The following is a 17,550-nucleotide window of genomic DNA, read 5'->3' as shown; positions in this document are numbered from 1 at the left end:
GGTTTTCATACAACAAAAAAAAGTTTGGTTTTTCATTGGACACACAACAACTACAACAACACAACAAAGTCCGTAGTATAACCAAAACAAAAGGAAATTTATGATTCCACAAGTAAAAAAAGAAATTATCGATTTAGGAGATGGAAGAAGCATCTCAATCGAAACTGGTAAATTAGCCAAACAAGCCGACGGTTCGGTAGTAGTTCGTTTAGGAAACTGTATGCTTTTAGCAACAGCAGTATCTGCAAGAACTTCGAATCCAGGCGTTGATTTTTTACCATTAACGGTAGATTACCGTGAAAAATTTGCTGCTGCAGGTCGTTTCCCTGGAGGTTTCTTCAAGAGAGAAGCCCGTCCAAGTGACAGCGAGGTATTAACTATGCGTTTGGTTGACCGTGTATTGCGTCCGCTTTTCCCGGATGATTACCACGCTGAAACTCAGGTAATGATTCAATTAATGTCTCATGATGACAGCGTTATGCCAGATGCATTAGCAGGTTTAGCAGCATCTGCAGCATTAGCAGTTTCTGACATTCCATTTTACAATCTAATTTCTGAAGTTCGTGTAGCACGTATCGACGGAAAATTAGTAATCAACCCAAGCCGTGAAGAATTAGAAAAATCAGACATCGACATGATGATTGGAGCTTCTATGGATTCTGTTGCGATGGTTGAAGGAGAGATGAAAGAAATTTCAGAAGCCGAAATGATTGAAGCGATCAAATTTGCTCACGAAGCTATTAAAGTTCAAATCCTTGCACAACAACGCTTAAGAGCTGCTTTAGGAAATCCTGAATACAGAACTTACGAAGGTGAAGTTGAGGACGAAGTGGTTTATGCAAAAGTAAAAGCTGCTGCTTACGACAAATGTTATGCAATTGCGCAAGAAGCTTCAGGAAAAAGCGAAAGAGGTGAAAAATTTGCTGCTGTAAAAGAAGAAGCGAAAGCTTTATTTACAGAAGAAGAATATGCTGAAAATGCTGACTTAGCAGGTTTAGTTGGAAAATATTTCTACAAAACCAATAAAGAAGCCGTTCGTAATGTAATTTTAGAACAAGGAATTCGTTTGGACGGAAGAAAAACAACCGAAATCAGACCAATCTGGTGTGAAACTGATTATTTACCTTCAGTTCACGGTTCTTCTTTATTTACACGTGGAGAAACTCAGGCTTTGGCTACTGTAACTCTTGGAACTTCAAGAGAAGCAAACCAAATCGACTCTCCATCAGAACAAGGTGAAGAAAAATTCTACTTACACTATAACTTCCCTCCTTTCTCTACCGGAGAAGCTAAACCTTTAAGAGGAACTTCAAGAAGAGAAGTAGGTCACGGAAACTTAGCACAACGTGCTTTGAAAAACATGATTCCTGCTGATTGCCCTTATACAATCCGTGTAGTTTCTGAAGTATTAGAATCAAACGGTTCTTCTTCTATGGCTACTGTTTGTGCAGGAACTATGGCATTAATGGACGCAGGAGTTAAAATGACAAAACCCGTTTCCGGAATTGCCATGGGATTAATCACTGACGGAGAAAAATTTGCTGTACTTTCAGATATTTTAGGTGACGAAGACCACTTAGGAGACATGGACTTTAAAGTAACAGGTACTGCCGATGGTATTACAGCTTGTCAAATGGATATCAAAATCGAAGGATTACGTTATGACATCATGGAACAAGCCTTATCTCAAGCTCGTGACGGACGTATGCATATTTTAGGAAAATTAACTGAAACAATTGCTACTCCTAGAGAAGACGTTAAAGCTCACGCTCCTAAAATCATCACCAGAACTATTCCTGGAAACTTCATTGGTGCTTTAATCGGTCCTGGCGGAAAAGTAATTCAGGATTTACAAAAAGCTACCGGAACTACTATCGTTATCAATGAGGTGGACGAACAAGGGGTTGTTGAAATTTTAGGAACTGATCCTGACGGAATCAAAGCCGTATTAGCTAAAATTGATGCGATTACTTTCAAACCACAAGTTGGAGAAGCTTACGAAGTAAAAGTAATTAAAATGCTAGATTTTGGTGCTGTAGTAGAATATACTGCTGCTCCAGGAAACGAAGTTTTATTACACGTATCTGAATTAGCCTGGGAACGTACAGAAAACGTTGCTGATGTAGTAAAAATGGGAGATGTTTTCCAAGTAAAATACTTAGGAATTGACCCTAAAACCAAAAAAGAGAAAGTGTCTAAAAAAGCACTTATCGCCCGCCCTCCACGTGAGGCCAAACAAGAGTAATCAGATCTTAGTTTACTAAAGGTTTATTATAAAAAATCCCGCTTACTGATGTGAGCGGGATTTTTGTTTAGATACTGAAAGATTGAATTACAAAAAACTGACAACTATTTTTTATCCAAATAAATTTTATTCCCATTTTTATTGATATAATACTTACCTCCTTTAGGACCGGTATATACTTTATGTCCGTTATAAGATCCTGTTACTTTATCTTTTGCTACCGACGCTTTTTCTTTCACACGGGCTTCTTTCTCCATGGCATTATCCTTAGCCACCTGAGCTTTATTGGCCGACATATTAGTCCCTGCTTCTTTCTTAGCCTTCATTTCCTTTTTAGCCTTAGCCGTCATTTCATCTTTTTTAGCCATCGCAGCTTCTTTTTTTGCCTTAGCTTCATCGGTTTTCATCATAGCCTCGTCAGCCATTTTCTTTTTCTTATCCGCAGCCATAGCTGCCTTGTCCTTAGCCTCTTTATCGGCTTTCTTCTTTTCTGCAGCCATTTTTTCTTTCATAACACTACTGGCAGTCGCTTCCTGAGCATAAAATTGAGTTGAAAAAACCAACATCAAACAAAATAAAAACACTTTTTTCATAACATTTCAGTTTTAAGATTAACACTTAAATTTAGTAAACTTTAAAATACAAATATTAGTATTTACAAATAATTAACTACAATAAAAAAACAACTAACCCATTACAAATCAAACAAATAAAACCTTACAAAATACTCATATTGAAATAATATAAATTATTTTCAATTTTTTGTAACTTTTTTCAACTTCTAAACGTATAACCACTTGTACACTTAAAATTGGGACAACAAAATCATGAGACAACTTAAAATTACCAAGCAGGTTACCAATCGTGAAACTGCTTCCTTAGACAAATATTTACAAGAAATTGGTAAAGTTGACCTTATTACCGCTGACGAAGAGGTAGAATTAGCACAACGCATTAAAGCGGGTGACCAAAGAGCACTTGAAAAACTAACAAAAGCCAACTTGCGTTTCGTTGTTTCGGTAGCTAAACAATATCAAAATCAGGGATTAACCCTTCCCGATTTGATTAACGAAGGAAATTTAGGATTGATTAAAGCCGCACAACGTTTTGATGAAACCCGTGGTTTCAAATTCATTTCGTATGCTGTTTGGTGGATTCGTCAGTCTATTTTACAAGCTTTAGCCGAGCAATCCCGTATCGTTCGTTTGCCATTAAACAAAATTGGTTCTATCAATAAAATCAACAAAATGTATGCCTTATTAGAGCAATCTAATGAGCGTCCGCCATCTGCAGAAGAAATTGCAAAAGAACTGGATATGACGGTAAATGATGTAAAAGAGTCTATGAAAAACTCCGGACGTCACTTATCCATGGATGCGCCACTTGTTGAAGGAGAAGATTCTAACCTTTACGATGTATTGCGTTCCGGTGAATCTCCAAATCCTGACAGAGAATTAATCCACGAATCATTACGTACCGAAATCGAGCGTTCTTTAGAAACTTTAACTCCTCGTGAGGCCGATGTAGTTCGTTTGTACTTTGGATTAGGTGATCAGCACCCAATGACTTTAGAAGAAATCGGAGAAACTTTTGACTTGACTCGTGAGCGTGTTCGTCAAATTAAAGAAAAAGCCATCCGAAGATTGAAACACACTTCAAGAAGTAAAATTTTAAAAACATACTTAGGATAATTTTCCCATAATTAATTATTTCTAGTAGAAAACTCCGGCAGAAACACCGGAGTTTTTTATTATACAATCTTCTCAAAAACAAAGCATAAAGCGACTTGTATAAAAAACATTTGATTTTGTACCTTTGCAAAAATTTCAACACAACCACAATGAAAAACACACTTATTGCTCCTTCTGTATTAGCCGCTGATTTTGCCAATCTGCAGCGTGATATAGAAATGATTAATACCAGCGAGGCCGATTGGTTTCATATTGACATCATGGATGGCGTTTTTGTTCCTAATATTTCTTTTGGAATGCCGGTTTTAGAAGCTATTAAAAGACATGCTACAAAAACCATCGACGTACATTTGATGATTGTTGATCCTGACAGATATATTTCTACTTTTAAAAAATTGGGAGCTGATATTCTTACGGTACATTTAGAAGCCTGTCCGCATTTACACCGAACTATTCAGGCAATCAAAGCCGAAGGCATGAAAGCAGGAGTTTCTTTAAATCCACACACCAGCGTTGATTTATTAGAAGATGTAATCAACGACATAGATATGGTTTTAATCATGAGCGTAAATCCAGGTTTCGGAGGACAATCGTTCATTGAAAACACTTATGACAAAGTTAGAAAATTAAAAGCCTTAATCAACAGAAAAGGCGCTTCAACCATTATTGAAATTGATGGTGGTGTAACTAACAAAAATGCTAAACAATTAGCTGAAGCCGGAGCCGATGTTTTGGTAGCCGGAAGCTATGTTTTTGGTTCTGCTGACCCAATTGCTACTGTGGCTGATTTGAAAAAAATCACTACTCTATAAAGTAAAACTTTAAAAATATAATTCACTCCAAAAGTAATTTTCTTTTGGAGTGTTTTTTTTTAAGCAAAATACTCTTCTTTTATATTGATCATTTCGGCAACAATCGTAAAAAGCTCAGGATGCTCCTGTTTGAATTTCAAAGGGGTTTCAAAGAAATGTTCCAAAACCACAGCTACAAATTCAGCCTGATTGGTATAAGCGTAAATTCGAAAATAATTTGACGCAATAAGCCCGTTTAAAACATCAGGGCGCTTGAGATAAGCAATAATCTTATCATAGGAATCCGCAAAAACAACACTACTCTGATCCCGCCCTTTTAATCCATGGAAGTACAAAGCATGCGAAAACTCATGCAATCCTAAATTTAAATTATCATTTTCGCATCGTAAACCTTCTTCAAAATCTTTCCAGGAAAACACCAAAGCTTTTAAAGCCGGATTAAATTCGCCTTTGTGGTATTGTTTGGTTATAACCGAATAATAGCTTTCGGCATAAATGATAATTTTATTAAAATTATTAATCCGATAATGACGCATTCCAAAGGTCAACATCACATAAGTAGCCGCAAGGAGCAATTTCACCTCCTCGGTTACCTCAAAACCTGCCTGACCAATAAATTGGTATTTAGCAACAAAAGCAGCCACACGATGATTAAAATACTTCTTTTTTTGCGGAGATAATTTTTTATAAAAAGAAAAATGGCGTTCCAAAAAATCACTTTGAACTACATCTAATTTGCGAACCGGAAAATAGTAGTGAATATAAACCGGCTTATTATAAAAAAGAACATAAACAGGTTCTATTATAATTTTAAAAACAAAAACAACTAACAGAACTACCATTAACAACGTAGTGAGTACCTGAAAAACAGTAGCCATAAATTAAGTTTAAGAGATTTGGATTGCTAAATATATTCTTTAAAAAGCAAAAAAGCAATAGAAATAATTCTATTGCTTTTTAAGGTGACTGCGGAGGGGTTCGAACCCCCAACCCTCAGAGCCGAAATCTGATATTCTATCCAGTTGAACTACGCAGCCATTTTTATATAAATACCAATTTTAAAAAAAACTCAAATTCCAAAACTAAAAAAATTGAAATTTGAAATTTCTTTTGGGAATTTAAACTTTTAAACTAATAATTTTTTAACAATACCAGAAACCACTTTTCCTTCTGCAGCCCCGCCCAATTGAGAAGTTGCCAATCCCATTACTTTACCCATAGATGCAATTCCGGAAGCACCAGTTTCGGCAATAATTTTCGCAATTACAGCTTCGATTTCAGCTTCACTTAACTGTGCCGGTAAAAACTTCTCGATAACCGCTACCTGAGCTAATTCCGGTTCAACCAAATCAGGACGGTTTTGTTCCGTATAAATTCGGGCACTTTCTTTACGGGTTTTTACTAAACGTTGTAACAATTTTATTTCTTCATCTTCAGAAATCTCCTCTTTAGAACCTGAAGAAGTTTGCGCTAATAACAATTCTGATTTTATAGCTCTTAAAGCTTCTAATGCTACGGTATCTTTTGCTTTCATGGCTGTTTTCATCTCATCCATGATTTTTACTGATAAACTCATTGTTGTATTTTATTAACAAGCAGTACTGCTTTATTTGACATTAGTTTTTAAAAAAAGTTGTAACAAAACACCTCCAAAGAAACATTTGCTAAACTTTAATGCTGCGCGAAGGTAAAAAAAATAACCCGAAAATTAAATGCAATCTTCGGGTTATTATCTATGAAATTAAGCTAACTAATCTACATTATCATGCAAATATGAGTTGTTAGAACGCAATTGTAAATCGTTATTACTATCGGTTCCAACTGATATTCTTGAATTTGCATTATTTGTTTGATTGTTTGAAATATCGATACCTAATCTTTTATAAGCAGGTTCTTTTTCATACTCATCAATACGGGAAACATTATTATGAAACTTGTAATTGAATTCTTTTAATTTTTTTCTTCTCTCATCAGCTCTTAAACGCAATGTTTCTTCAATTGTCATTTCGATTGGCGAAATATCCTCAGCTTTAGAAAAATCATCCTGAGCCAATTCTACTTTTTTCATCGTAATGTTCAATTCCTCCGGAATCACTTCCTCTACTACTTTCGCAGCAGGCTTGGCAGCTGTTAACTCGTTTTCAGCATCCATGTATTCCTCTAAAGAATACTTGATAACTCCTTTTTCAGAAACCTCCGTTACAGGCACAAACTGAACTGCTTCTTTCACCTTGATCTCTTTAGTTTCATTTGTCAATTCAAATAAAACTCTTTCTTCTTTTGGTTGTTCCTGAACAGGTTCTGGCTGCGCAGGTTCTGATTTAAAAAGAGGCAAATCAAAAGAAAACGAAGTTTGCTCTTGTTTTTCTACTGCTTTCGGTTCTTCAACAACGGGCTGTTTTACTTCTTCTACTTTTGGAGCCGAAAAAGTAAATTCTTCCTCTTTGATTGGAGAAACAATCTCAAAAGTAACATCGATATTTTTAATAAATTCCGACATTGCCATCAAGTCCTCGTTTCCCGGAACCGGAACTACCGTTTCCTGAACCTGAGGAGCAGCCGCAACTACTTCTTCTTCATCATCAATCAATTCAAAAACCACTTTATTTTCCGGAGCAGATACGGGTTTATCAATATTCAAATCAAAATTAGCAACCGGAGCACTACTTAGATTATGAACAATTTTTTGCTCATCTTCTAAAGTATGAATGATTTTTTTAGGTTCTGTATTTACAATTCCACTTTGTTGTTCAATATCAAATCCGGTAGCAATAATCGTTACCGCTACAGCATCTCCTAATGTTTCATCTTCACCAACCCCCATGATGATATTGGCATTATAACCAGCTTCGCTTTGAATATGGTCATTGATTTCTCCAATTTCATCTAAAGTAATTTCATTAGATCCAGAAACGATGAGCAACAATACGTTTTTGGCACCTGTAATTTTGTTATCATTCAATAATGGAGAATCCAAAGCAGCAATAATAGCTTCTTTCGCTCTGTTTTCACCCGCAGATACAGCTGATCCCATAATAGCAGTTCCACTATTTGCTAAAACTGTTTTAGCATCACGCAAATCGATATTTTGGGTATAGTGATGCGTAATTACTTCAGCAATTCCTCTTGAGGCAGTTGCCAAAACTTCATCCGCTTTAGAGAATCCGGCTTTAAAACCAAGATTTCCATAAACTTCTCTTAATTTGTTATTATTAATAACAATTAAAGAATCTACCTGTTTACGCAATTTTTCAATTCCGATAAGCGCTTGCTCCTGACGCACCTTTCCTTCAAAAGTAAACGGCAAAGTCACGATACCTACAGTCAGAATTTCTCTTTCCTTAGCCAGTTGAGCAATTACTGGCGCAGCACCGGTTCCGGTACCTCCACCCATTCCGGCAGTAATAAAAACCATCTTCGTATTGCGGTCTAACATCTTTTCGATATCCGCAATACTTTCAATAGCCGACTGTTGTCCTACATCCGGGTTTGCTCCGGCTCCAAGACCTTCTGTTAAGTTTACTCCTAACTGAATTTTGTTAGGCACAGCACTGTTTTGTAAAGCTTGCGAATCGGTATTACAAACAATAAAATCAACACCTTTAATTCCCTGTCTAAACATGTGGTTGATCGCGTTACTACCGCCTCCTCCTACACCAATTACTTTGATTACATTTGATTGATTTTTAGGCAAATCAAATGAAATACTTCCAAATTCTGAGTTGCTCGTCATATTATTTGGTATTTGATATTAATATATTTTGTCTTTATTCTTCTCTTTCTTCCTGTTACTCAGCGTTATCTAAAAAATCTTTGATTTTATCTACATAACGATCAAAGAAAGAACGCTTAATCTTATCTCCTGTAGATTCTTCTTTTTTAGAATAAACTTCTGTTTCCACTTCTTCTACCTGCTGCTGAACTCTTTCTACAGGTTCGGCTACCGGTTCACGGTAAAAAACATTTCTTTGCTGAACTACTTCTTCTTTTCTAACAGCACTTTGCGTATTATTTGCAATACTGTTCATCACTAATCCAACTGCTGTAGCATATAACGGACTTGAAAACTCCTCATCCGAATTACCAGCCAAATGCTCATTTGGATATCCAATTCTGGTATCCATTCCTGTGATATACTCCACTAATTGTTTAATGTGTTTCAACTGAGCACCACCACCGGTAAGCACAATTCCGGCAATTAGTTTTTTTCTTGGATCTTCATGTCCGTAAGCTTTCACTTCGTTAAAAACCTGCTCGATGATTTCAACTACACGGGCATGAATAATTTTGGATAAATTTTTAAGCGAAATTTCCTTAGGCTCTCTGCCTCTTAATCCCGGAATCGAAACAATTTCATTGTCTTTATTTTCTCCCGGCCAGGCAGATCCAAATTTTACTTTTAATAATTCAGCCTGTTTTTCTATAATAGAACAACCTTCTTTGATATCATCTGTGATTACATTCCCTCCAAAAGGAATCACAGCGGTATGACGAATAATTCCGTCTTTAAAAATTGCCAAGTCAGTTGTTCCACCACCAATATCAATCAAAGCCACTCCGGCTTCTTTTTCTTCCTGACTCAAAACAGCATCAGACGAAGCTAAAGGCTCCAATGTTAATCCGGACAACTCAATTCCGGAACTCTGAATACAACGACCCACATTACGAATTGAAGAAGCCTGACCTACCACCACATGAAAGCTGGATTCTAAGCGCCCTCCGTACATCCCGATAGGTTCTTTTATTTCAGATTGTCCGTCAATTTTAAATTCCTGAGGCAATACGTGAATAATTTCCTCTCCCGGTAACATTGCTAATTTATTCACCTGATCAATCAACAACTGAATATCAGCACCACCAATAACCTCCTCAGGATTGCTACGACTAATGTAATCTGTATGTTGAATACTGCGAATATGCTGACCCGCAATTCCTACTACAACATCTTTAATTTTATAACCTGAATTTACTTCCGCATCATTTATTGCCTGCTGAATAGACTGGATGGTTTGTGTAATGTTATTTACCACCCCTCTGGCCACACCTAAGCTCTTGGATTTTCCGACCCCCAAAATTTCTAACTTCCCATACTCATTTTTCTTTCCAATCATGGCAACGATTTTGGTTGTCCCTATATCTAGACCTACTGCAATATTCTCTTTTTCCATTTTCTATTATTTAGTGCAAACTACTTGTTTTGTAAACCTCAGGTCAATTTTTTTGTATTTATACAATGTACTATCTAAAACCGCCTTTTGAAAAAAGGCTTTATAGTTCTTAAATTTTGTTTCAAAATTCCTCATACTACCAAAATCAATCTGGTAATTATAATTCCTGTTGAACATTTTTAAGCTCGCATTCGGCATAATTTGAATTGCAATGATGTTTTTTTTCAAAAAATCATCCTCATAAATCACACGAAACAAACGCGCCAATTTCTCTTCATTCTTACTGTTTATATCTCCGGACACCAGTGGGACTCTGGCTGTAAAATTATCCGAAAGCGGCATCTTACCGCCTTTATAATCAACATAAAAAGATTCAAATTCACTGACCACTCTGGCTACAGGAGTCTTTTGCTTTACAACCGCTTTCAAAACACCATCGATACTTACAAACACATCCGATTCATCAATCATTGCATTTGAATCTAGTATTTTCTCTAGCTTATTCAAATCTAATTTATCTTTTTCAATAGCTAAACGGTTGTTCATATTTTCTATTAACAATTTATTAACCGCTTCTTCTTTGATAAAAAGATTGTTTTCTCCTACAAAAACTACATTGATTTTAGCCAGTTTTCGCTTCTCATTTCGCTTTGATGTGAACGAAAAAAGAAACAACACCAAGGCAAACATTAAAATTAATCTGACATTAGCCCAGTTAAATATTTTTCTCATTCAATGCGTTTTTAATTTCCCCTACCATTTCTCCAATATCACCTGCACCAATAGTCACATAAACAGATGCATTATTTTCTACCATCATCGGAATTAATGCTTCTTTAGAAACAATTTTCTTGTTTGGATTATCAATTTTAGATAACAACCACTCCGATGTTACTCCTTCCATCGGCAATTCTCTTGCCGGATAAATATCCATTAAAAACACTTCGTCAAACTGTGAAAGACTTTTAGCAAAATCATCCACAAAATCCCTGGTTCGACTAAAAAGATGTGGTTGAAAAACAGCCAACACTTTTTTACCCGGATACAACTCTCTCACCGCCTGATGCACTGCATTAATTTCAGTAGGATGATGCGCATAATCATCGATATAAACCAAATTTTCCGATTTAATTTGATACGAAAAACGTCTTCTGATTCCTTTGAACGAAGCTAAGGCTCTTGCAATGGCATCGGTTGGGGTGCCGAAATTTACTGCCATTGCAAGAGCCATTAAAGCATTCATCAAATTGTGTCTTCCCGGCAGTCCAAAACGAAAATCTTTCAAAATCCCATTTGGAGTTTCTACATCAAAAACATAACTACCATCTTCAATTCTAATATTAAAAGCGTTGTAAACCGCTTTTTCATTAACTCCTACAGTTACACCAGAAAGTGGTAATTGAGTGGTTACAAACAATTTATTTTTATCCTGAACTTTATCAGCAAATTCTGTAAACGATTCTTTAATAGCTTCATCGGTTCCATAAATATCTAAGTGATCAGCATCCATAGAAGTTACGCAGGCAATATTGGGATGCAAATGCAAAAAGGAACGATCAAATTCATCAGCTTCAACTACAGTTACCGTTTTTCCGCTGCCTATTAAATTGGAATTATAATTCTCCACAATCCCGCCGATAAAAGCCGTCACATCCGCGCCACTTTCATGCAAAATATGCCCCAAAATACTTGAGGTAGTTGTTTTTCCGTGAGTTCCCGCCACCGCAAAACAAAACGTATCTTTAGTAATAATCCCTAAAACTTCGGCACGTTTTTTAACCTGATAATTGCGCTCTAAGAAATAATTCCATTGCGAATGATTTTTAGGCACAGCAGGAGTAATAATTACCAAAGTATTTTCAACAAAATAATTTTTAGGAATCAAATTAATATCATCTTCAAAATGAATATCAATTCCGCTATCAATCAACTCATTGGTTAAAATTGTAGGCGTTTTATCATAACCAGAAACTTCTTTTCCAATGTACTTAAAATAACGCGCCAAAGCACTCATACCAATACCACCGATACCGATAAAATAGACGTTTTGTATTTGATTTAAGTTCATAATGATTATATTTAGTTCTGATTATTTCTTTCTAATTAATTTCACTACTTCGTCGGCAATTTGTTTTGTTGCCTCAGCCAATGCCAATTCTTTTATGTTTTCACTCAGCTGTTTTTGTTTTTCCGGATCTTTTAATAAAGCTTCGAAAACCAAACTAAATTCAGCATCCAATTGAGACTCCTTAAGCAAAATAGCTCCTTTTTTATCTACAATCGCTTTCGCATTTTTAGCCTGATGATCTTCAGCAACATTTGGCGACGGAATAAAAATGACCGGTTTCCCTACAATACATAATTCCGACACCGAAGAAGCCCCTGCTCTGGAAATAATAATATCAGCAGCAGCGTAAACTAAATCCATTCTTTCAATAAAAGAAACCACCTGAACATTTTTTTCGGAGTTGTATTTTTGATATTCTTCAAAATACAATTTTCCGCATTGCCAGATAATCTGAACATTTTGAGCCAAAATATTTTTCAGCTCTTTTTCAATTAGCTGATTCATTCGTCTTGCACCTAAACTTCCGCCAAGCACTAAAAGTGTTTTTTTATTGGCATCCAATTTAAAATGAGCAATCGCCTCAGCTCTTTTATCAGCAATAGCAATCAAATCCTGACGCACCGGATTCCCCGTTAAAATCATTTTTTCTTTTGGAAAAAATCGTTCCAAATTTTCATAAGCGACGCAAATTGCATTCGCTTTTTTACTCAATAATTTATTAGTAATTCCCGGAAAGGAATTTTGTTCCTGAATTAATGTTGGAATTCCAAGCATATTAGCCATTTGTAACAACGGTCCGCTGGCAAAACCACCAGTCCCGATTACCACATCCGGTTTAAATGCTTTGATAATTTTTCGGGATTTCCACAAACTGCTGATGAGTTTCAAAGGAAACATGGCATTTTGCAAAGTCAATTTTCGCTGCAATCCTGCAATCCACAAACCTTCAATAGCATATCCGGCCTGAGGCACTTTTTGCATTTCCATTTTATCCTGGGCTCCTACAAAAAGAAACTCCGCGTCAGGAAATCTTGATTTTAATTCATTAGCAATTGCCACCGCAGGATAAATATGTCCTCCGGTTCCTCCGCCACTTAATATAAATTTATACTGTCCCATTGCTATAAAAATCTATTTCTATTGGTTTCGAATATTATCTATTCAAAACGGCATTCATCGGATTATTTGTTTTGTCTTCTATCGAAAAAGATTGATTTTGATTTTGTTCATCTTCAGCTTCCAGTTGGGCATCAATCAATCGCTGTAAAGCTTCTTCTCTTCGGGCAGCTTCTTTTTGTTCCTGCTCGATTTCCTCTTCTTTTTTGGTCACCCCAATAATAATTCCCAAAGAAATACAAGTCATCCATATAGAAGTTCCTCCGCTACTGATAAGCGGCAAAGTTTGTCCAGTAACCGGCAATAATTCCACTGCCACAGCCATATTAATCATCGCCTGAAAAATCATAGGAAAACCCAGTCCGATAACAACCAATTTCCCAAAAAGAGTATTGGCTTTATGCGAGGCAACCACAAAACGAAACAGCAACAATAAATACAAAGCCAACACTCCTAAACCGCCAATCAAACCATATTCTTCCACAATAATGGCATAAATAAAATCGGAAGAAGATTGCGGCAAAAAGTTTTTCTGTACACTTTTTCCAGGTCCTAAACCGTAAATTTTTCCGGAGGCAATCGCTATTTTGGCTTTCTCAATTTGGTAATCGTCTTCGTCGGGTTTATTAGTACTGAAATTTTCAATTCGGCTTTCCCAGGTTCTCACCCTCGAAAACAATTTGGCATCCGGAAAAGCTTTAGACAACACCCAGAAAAATGATAAGAAAACAATTCCCGAACCCACAATAATTCCGATATATTTCAAAGGATATTTACCCACAAAAACAAGCATTAACACCATTGAAAAAATCAATGCTGTAGTCGAAAAGTTAGCCGGAAGAATAAAAATCAAAGTAATAAAAACCGGCAACCAAAGTTCTCTTAAAGACTGTACAAATTCGATAGGTTCGGAACGGGTTTTAGATAAATACCGCGCCACAAAAACATACAAAATCAAAGCCGCTAAAGCCGAAGGCTGAAACGAAATCCCTACAAAAGGTATCTGAATCCAACGACTGGCATTGGCTCCACCAATAACAGTTCCTTTAATCATGGTTATGGCTAAAATAACCCAAACCACCGGCAAAGCAATTTTAGAAATGGATCTAAAATAATGATACGGAACTTTGTGTACATAATAAATAATAGCAAAACCGCAGGCAACATGCGCTAAATGTTTTACCAAATAACCCAAAGTATTTCCGGTACCATGCCCCAAATAAGCCAGATTACTACTGGCACTAAAAACAGGCATAAAGGAAAACAAGGCCAATAAGGCCACAAAAGACCAAATCCCTTTATCTCCGTTTAATCTGTTTATTAGTTTTTTCATTCTTAATATATTTTAGATTTCTGATTTTAGATTTTAGATTTACTTTTGATTTATTCGATTATTAACCGTCTTTAATGTACTTACAAAAATAGCTGTCAGCTCATTGCCTTCTTTCCAAATAAAATCCAATTCTGACTTACCAAACCATTTTTTCTCAATAATAATTTCTATCCAAAATAACGTTTCATCTGCCTCTTCTAAAACTATGTTCATTTTAGAAACAAACTCCCTATCACTTCTAGCTCTACAAACCGCTCTGTAATTAGCTCCTACAGAAGTTCCACTTCTTACTATTTGATTTGCAACAACCTTTGCAGAAATTGAATTTGGTAATTTTTCAACTAAATCAATTATCATCAAAGAAAAATTCTTAGTTCTTAACTTAAGTTCTTCATTAGTCATAAACGATTCTTCGAATAATTATCTCAATTAAAATTCTAATATCTAAAATCTAAATTCTAATATCTAAATTCTAATATCTGAAATTTATAAATTATGCACTGCCGCTTTAAACTGACGACCTCTGTCTTCGTAGTTTTCAAATAAATCAAAACTCGCGCAGGCTGGCGACAATAAAACCGTATCTCCTTTTTCTGTAATACGTTGTGCCATTTTTACAGCATCGTTCATATTATTTACTTCCACCATGATATCAACCACATTTCCAAAAGCATCGATAATCTTTCTGTTATCAACTCCTAAACAAATAATAGCTTTTACTTTTTCACGTACTAAAGCCATCAATTCATTATAATCATTTCCTTTGTCCACTCCTCCAACAATCCAAACCGTTGGTGTCGTCATACTGTCCAACGCAAAGAAAGTTGCGTTTACATTCGTCGCTTTAGAATCATTAATGTATTGTACATTTTGAATTTTCAATACTTTTTCAAGACGGTGTTCTACACCCTGGAAATTAGATAAACTCTCACGAATTGTTGCTTTTCTAATTTGCATCAATTTGGCTACAGAAGTCGCTGCCATGGCATTTTTTAAATTATGTTTTCCTTCTAAGGCAATTGATTCTGTTTCCATTTTAAATTCTTCCTGATTAATGATTGCTTCCATTGTATTATTTTTTATAAAGGCTCCTTCGTCAAAAGTTTTTGTCAATGAAAAAGGAATTAATTTCGCTCTTGTTTTGTTCTTCTTTAGCCAATCCGAAATAGCTTCGTCATCTGCATCATAAATGAGATAATCCTCTTCGGTTTGATTCATCGTTATTCTAAATTTCGAATCAATATAATTCTCATACTTATAATCGTATCGGTCTAAATGATCCGGACTGATATTGGTTATAATCGCAATATGCGGTTTGTAATTTATAATTCCGTCCAATTGAAAACTACTCAACTCCAATACATAACTATCGTATTTATCTTCGGCAACCTGTTCGGCAAAACTTTTTCCGATATTTCCCGCCAGTCCTACATTCAATCCTGCCGATTTCAGCAAATGATACGTTAGCATTGTAGTGGTTGTTTTTCCATTACTTCCCGTAATCCCAATCGTAACAGCTTTTGTAAAAGGAGCCGCAAATTCTATTTCAGAAATCACCGGAATTCCTTTTTCAATCAACTTTTTAACAATCGGAGCTTTTTCAGGAATACCGGGACTTTTCATCACCACATCGGCATTCAGAATTAAGGATTCTGTATGTTTTTCATCCTCCCAGGCAATCGCATTTTGTATAAGAACTTCTTTGTAACTTTCTTTTATTTTTCCAAAATCAGATACAAAAACATCGTATCCTTTTTGTTTCCCTAAAATGGCTGTTCCCACACCGCTTTCGCCTCCGCCTAATACAACTAATCTCATCTTATCTTAGTTTTAAGGTAACAATGGAAAGGATAGCCAGCATGATGGCTACAATCCAAAATCGGGTTACAATTTTACTTTCGTGATAACCTTTCTTCTGATAATGATGATGCAAAGGCGACATCAGGAAAATTCTTCGGCCTTCGCCAAAACGTTTCTTGGTATATTTAAAATAACTCACCTGTAAAACCACCGATAAATTTTCTACCAAAAAAATCCCACACAATAAAGGAATCAACAACTCTTTTCGGACAGCTATCGCCAAAACAGCAATTACACCTCCAATTGTTAAACTTCCGGTATCTCCCATAAAAACTGAAGCCGGATACGAATTATACCATAAAAACCCAATCAAAGCTCCGGCAAATGAGGCAATAAAAACCGTCATTTCTCCCGAGTTTGGGATATACATAATATTGAGGTAATTAGAAAAAATAATATTACCGGAAACGAAGGTAAAAATAGCCAGTGCCAAGACCGAAATCGCTGATGTTCCCGCTGCGAGTCCGTCGATTCCATCGGTTAAATTCGCTCCGTTTGAAACCGCAGTTATAATAAAAATCACCACCGGAATAAAAATAATCCAGGCCCATTTTTGATAACCTTCACCCGTCCAGGCTAATAATTCAGCATAATCAAACTCATTATTTTTGAAAAAAGGAATGGTCGTTGCTGTAGATTTTTCTTCTACAGGAGCCGGCATTACCACAGTTTCCGTAGGAACCTTAAAAACGTCTGTTTTTCCGGTATCCGTTCTAACCGTTACATGCGGATTAAAATACAACACACTCCCCACAATTAACCCTAATCCTACCTGACCCACAACTTTAAAAATCCCTTTTAAACCTTGTTTGTCTTTTTTGAAAATCTTAATATAATCGTCAATAAAACCAATGGTTCCCATCCACAAAGTCGTAACAATAAGTAAAACGATGTAAATATTATGCAGTTTAGCAAACAACAATACCGGAATTAATGTGGCAAAAATGATAATCAAACCTCCCATTGTAGGCGTTCCTGCTTTTTCATTTTGTCCTTCTAAACCCAACTCACGAATGGTTTCTCCTACCTGTTGTTTTTGCAAAAACTTAATAACTCTCTTACCATAAATAGTTGACAACAAAAGCGAAAGAATAAATGCCAATGAAGATCTGAAGGTAATGTATTGAAAAACTCCCGTCCCCGAAAGATTTAATACTTTGTTGAAATAATCAAATAAATAATACAGCATATCTTTTGTTCTATTTGTTTAATATTTAATTGTGTAGCGTTGTGTTTTTATTTTTTTTAATCAGTTTG

At 35.9% G+C, this 17,550-nt stretch carries 15 protein-coding genes and 1 tRNA gene; 3 read left to right on the top strand and 13 right to left on the bottom strand.

All coding sequences use genetic code 11. The annotated features are described in order from the left end of the window. Positions 1-100 precede the first annotated feature (100 nt). Positions 101-2,245, top strand: a complete 2,145-nt coding sequence (locus B6A10_RS02665; RefSeq protein ID WP_188219616.1) for a polyribonucleotide nucleotidyltransferase — start codon at positions 101-103, stop codon at positions 2,243-2,245. A gap of 104 nt (positions 2,246-2,349) precedes the next feature. Here B6A10_RS02665 and B6A10_RS02660 read toward each other — a convergent pair whose 3' ends face one another. Beyond that, positions 2,350-2,838 carry a hypothetical protein gene (locus B6A10_RS02660; protein ID WP_188219615.1) on the bottom strand — a complete coding sequence of 163 codons (489 nt, stop codon included), beginning with the start codon at positions 2,836-2,838 and terminating at the stop codon, positions 2,350-2,352. Positions 2,839-3,072: 234 nt separating this feature from the next. Between B6A10_RS02660 and B6A10_RS02655 the strand changes: the two genes are divergently transcribed. Both B6A10_RS02655 and rpe read left to right on the top strand, forming a co-directional pair. Continuing rightward, positions 3,073-3,936, top strand: a complete 864-nt coding sequence (locus tag B6A10_RS02655; RefSeq protein WP_007804760.1) for a sigma-70 family RNA polymerase sigma factor — start codon at positions 3,073-3,075, stop codon at positions 3,934-3,936. 149 nt (positions 3,937-4,085) lie between these two features. Then, the gene (gene rpe, locus B6A10_RS02650; RefSeq protein ID WP_188219614.1) at positions 4,086-4,748 is read left to right on the top strand and encodes a ribulose-phosphate 3-epimerase; all 663 of its coding nucleotides are present in this window, start codon (positions 4,086-4,088) and stop codon (positions 4,746-4,748) included. 59 nt (positions 4,749-4,807) lie between these two features. On the opposite strand, the gene B6A10_RS02645 is transcribed toward rpe, so the two are convergent. From B6A10_RS02645 to mraY, 12 genes are all read right to left on the bottom strand, one after another. Beyond that, positions 4,808-5,626, bottom strand: coding sequence for a zinc-dependent peptidase (locus tag B6A10_RS02645; RefSeq protein WP_055093764.1), 819 nt, complete (start codon positions 5,624-5,626; stop codon positions 4,808-4,810). An 85-nt stretch (positions 5,627-5,711) separates the two neighbouring features. Further along, positions 5,712-5,785 (bottom strand) — tRNA-Arg (locus B6A10_RS02640). Positions 5,786-5,874: 89 nt separating this feature from the next. Next, a complete protein-coding gene (locus B6A10_RS02635; RefSeq protein ID WP_188219613.1) occupies positions 5,875-6,324 on the bottom strand; it encodes a GatB/YqeY domain-containing protein in 450 nt (149 codons plus the stop codon). A gap of 174 nt (positions 6,325-6,498) precedes the next feature. Then, positions 6,499-8,481 (bottom strand): cell division protein FtsZ, encoded by a 1,983-nt coding sequence (ftsZ, locus tag B6A10_RS02630; protein WP_188219612.1) that lies wholly within the window; start codon positions 8,479-8,481, stop codon positions 6,499-6,501. A gap of 55 nt (positions 8,482-8,536) precedes the next feature. Beyond that, on the bottom strand, positions 8,537-9,916 hold the full coding sequence (gene ftsA / locus B6A10_RS02625; protein ID WP_026712320.1) for a cell division protein FtsA: 1,380 nt from the start codon (positions 9,914-9,916) through the stop codon (positions 8,537-8,539). 6 nt (positions 9,917-9,922) lie between these two features. Next, positions 9,923-10,648, bottom strand: coding sequence for a cell division protein FtsQ/DivIB (locus tag B6A10_RS02620; protein ID WP_188219611.1), 726 nt, complete (start codon positions 10,646-10,648; stop codon positions 9,923-9,925). Next, positions 10,632-11,984 carry a UDP-N-acetylmuramate--L-alanine ligase gene (gene murC / locus B6A10_RS02615; protein WP_188219610.1) on the bottom strand — a complete coding sequence of 451 codons (1,353 nt, stop codon included), beginning with the start codon at positions 11,982-11,984 and terminating at the stop codon, positions 10,632-10,634. Before murC ends, B6A10_RS02620 begins: the two co-directional genes overlap by 17 nt. 21 nt (positions 11,985-12,005) lie before the next feature. Further along, complete coding sequence (murG, locus tag B6A10_RS02610) at positions 12,006-13,103, bottom strand: undecaprenyldiphospho-muramoylpentapeptide beta-N-acetylglucosaminyltransferase (protein WP_188219609.1); 1,098 nt, start codon at positions 13,101-13,103, stop codon at positions 12,006-12,008. Between the two features lie 34 nt (positions 13,104-13,137). After that, positions 13,138-14,433 (bottom strand): FtsW/RodA/SpoVE family cell cycle protein, encoded by a 1,296-nt coding sequence (locus B6A10_RS02605; RefSeq protein ID WP_188219608.1) that lies wholly within the window; start codon positions 14,431-14,433, stop codon positions 13,138-13,140. A 39-nt stretch (positions 14,434-14,472) separates the two neighbouring features. Further along, positions 14,473-14,835 carry a four helix bundle protein gene (locus B6A10_RS02600; protein WP_188219607.1) on the bottom strand — a complete coding sequence of 121 codons (363 nt, stop codon included), beginning with the start codon at positions 14,833-14,835 and terminating at the stop codon, positions 14,473-14,475. An 84-nt stretch (positions 14,836-14,919) separates the two neighbouring features. Then, positions 14,920-16,251 (bottom strand): UDP-N-acetylmuramoyl-L-alanine--D-glutamate ligase, encoded by a 1,332-nt coding sequence (murD, locus tag B6A10_RS02595; protein ID WP_188219606.1) that lies wholly within the window; start codon positions 16,249-16,251, stop codon positions 14,920-14,922. Between the two features lies 1 nt (position 16,252). Next, the gene (gene mraY, locus B6A10_RS02590; RefSeq protein ID WP_055093748.1) at positions 16,253-17,482 is read right to left on the bottom strand and encodes a phospho-N-acetylmuramoyl-pentapeptide-transferase; all 1,230 of its coding nucleotides are present in this window, start codon (positions 17,480-17,482) and stop codon (positions 16,253-16,255) included. Positions 17,483-17,550: the final 68 nt, after the last annotated feature.

The sequence above is a fragment of the Flavobacterium pokkalii genome (assembly GCF_014596575.1).
GTDB lineage: Bacteria > Bacteroidota > Bacteroidia > Flavobacteriales > Flavobacteriaceae > Flavobacterium > Flavobacterium pokkalii.
This window is presented reverse-complemented; position numbering and strand designations above follow the sequence as displayed.

Coding starts and splice junctions, on each gene's coding strand:
- B6A10_RS02665 (WP_188219616.1), top strand. CDS start 101: ATGATTCCACAAGTAAAAAAAGAAATTATCGATTTAGGAGATGGAAGA.
- B6A10_RS02660 (WP_188219615.1), bottom strand. CDS start 2,838: ATGAAAAAAGTGTTTTTATTTTGTTTGATGTTGGTTTTTTCAACTCAA.
- B6A10_RS02655 (WP_007804760.1), top strand. CDS start 3,073: ATGAGACAACTTAAAATTACCAAGCAGGTTACCAATCGTGAAACTGCT.
- rpe (WP_188219614.1), top strand. CDS start 4,086: ATGAAAAACACACTTATTGCTCCTTCTGTATTAGCCGCTGATTTTGCC.
- B6A10_RS02645 (WP_055093764.1), bottom strand. CDS start 5,626: ATGGCTACTGTTTTTCAGGTACTCACTACGTTGTTAATGGTAGTTCTG.
- B6A10_RS02635 (WP_188219613.1), bottom strand. CDS start 6,324: ATGAGTTTATCAGTAAAAATCATGGATGAGATGAAAACAGCCATGAAA.
- ftsZ (WP_188219612.1), bottom strand. CDS start 8,481: ATGACGAGCAACTCAGAATTTGGAAGTATTTCATTTGATTTGCCTAAA.
- ftsA (WP_026712320.1), bottom strand. CDS start 9,916: ATGGAAAAAGAGAATATTGCAGTAGGTCTAGATATAGGGACAACCAAA.
- B6A10_RS02620 (WP_188219611.1), bottom strand. CDS start 10,648: ATGAGAAAAATATTTAACTGGGCTAATGTCAGATTAATTTTAATGTTT.
- murC (WP_188219610.1), bottom strand. CDS start 11,984: ATGAACTTAAATCAAATACAAAACGTCTATTTTATCGGTATCGGTGGT.
- murG (WP_188219609.1), bottom strand. CDS start 13,103: ATGGGACAGTATAAATTTATATTAAGTGGCGGAGGAACCGGAGGACAT.
- B6A10_RS02605 (WP_188219608.1), bottom strand. CDS start 14,433: ATGAAAAAACTAATAAACAGATTAAACGGAGATAAAGGGATTTGGTCT.
- B6A10_RS02600 (WP_188219607.1), bottom strand. CDS start 14,835: ATGACTAATGAAGAACTTAAGTTAAGAACTAAGAATTTTTCTTTGATG.
- murD (WP_188219606.1), bottom strand. CDS start 16,251: ATGAGATTAGTTGTATTAGGCGGAGGCGAAAGCGGTGTGGGAACAGCC.
- mraY (WP_055093748.1), bottom strand. CDS start 17,482: ATGCTGTATTATTTATTTGATTATTTCAACAAAGTATTAAATCTTTCG.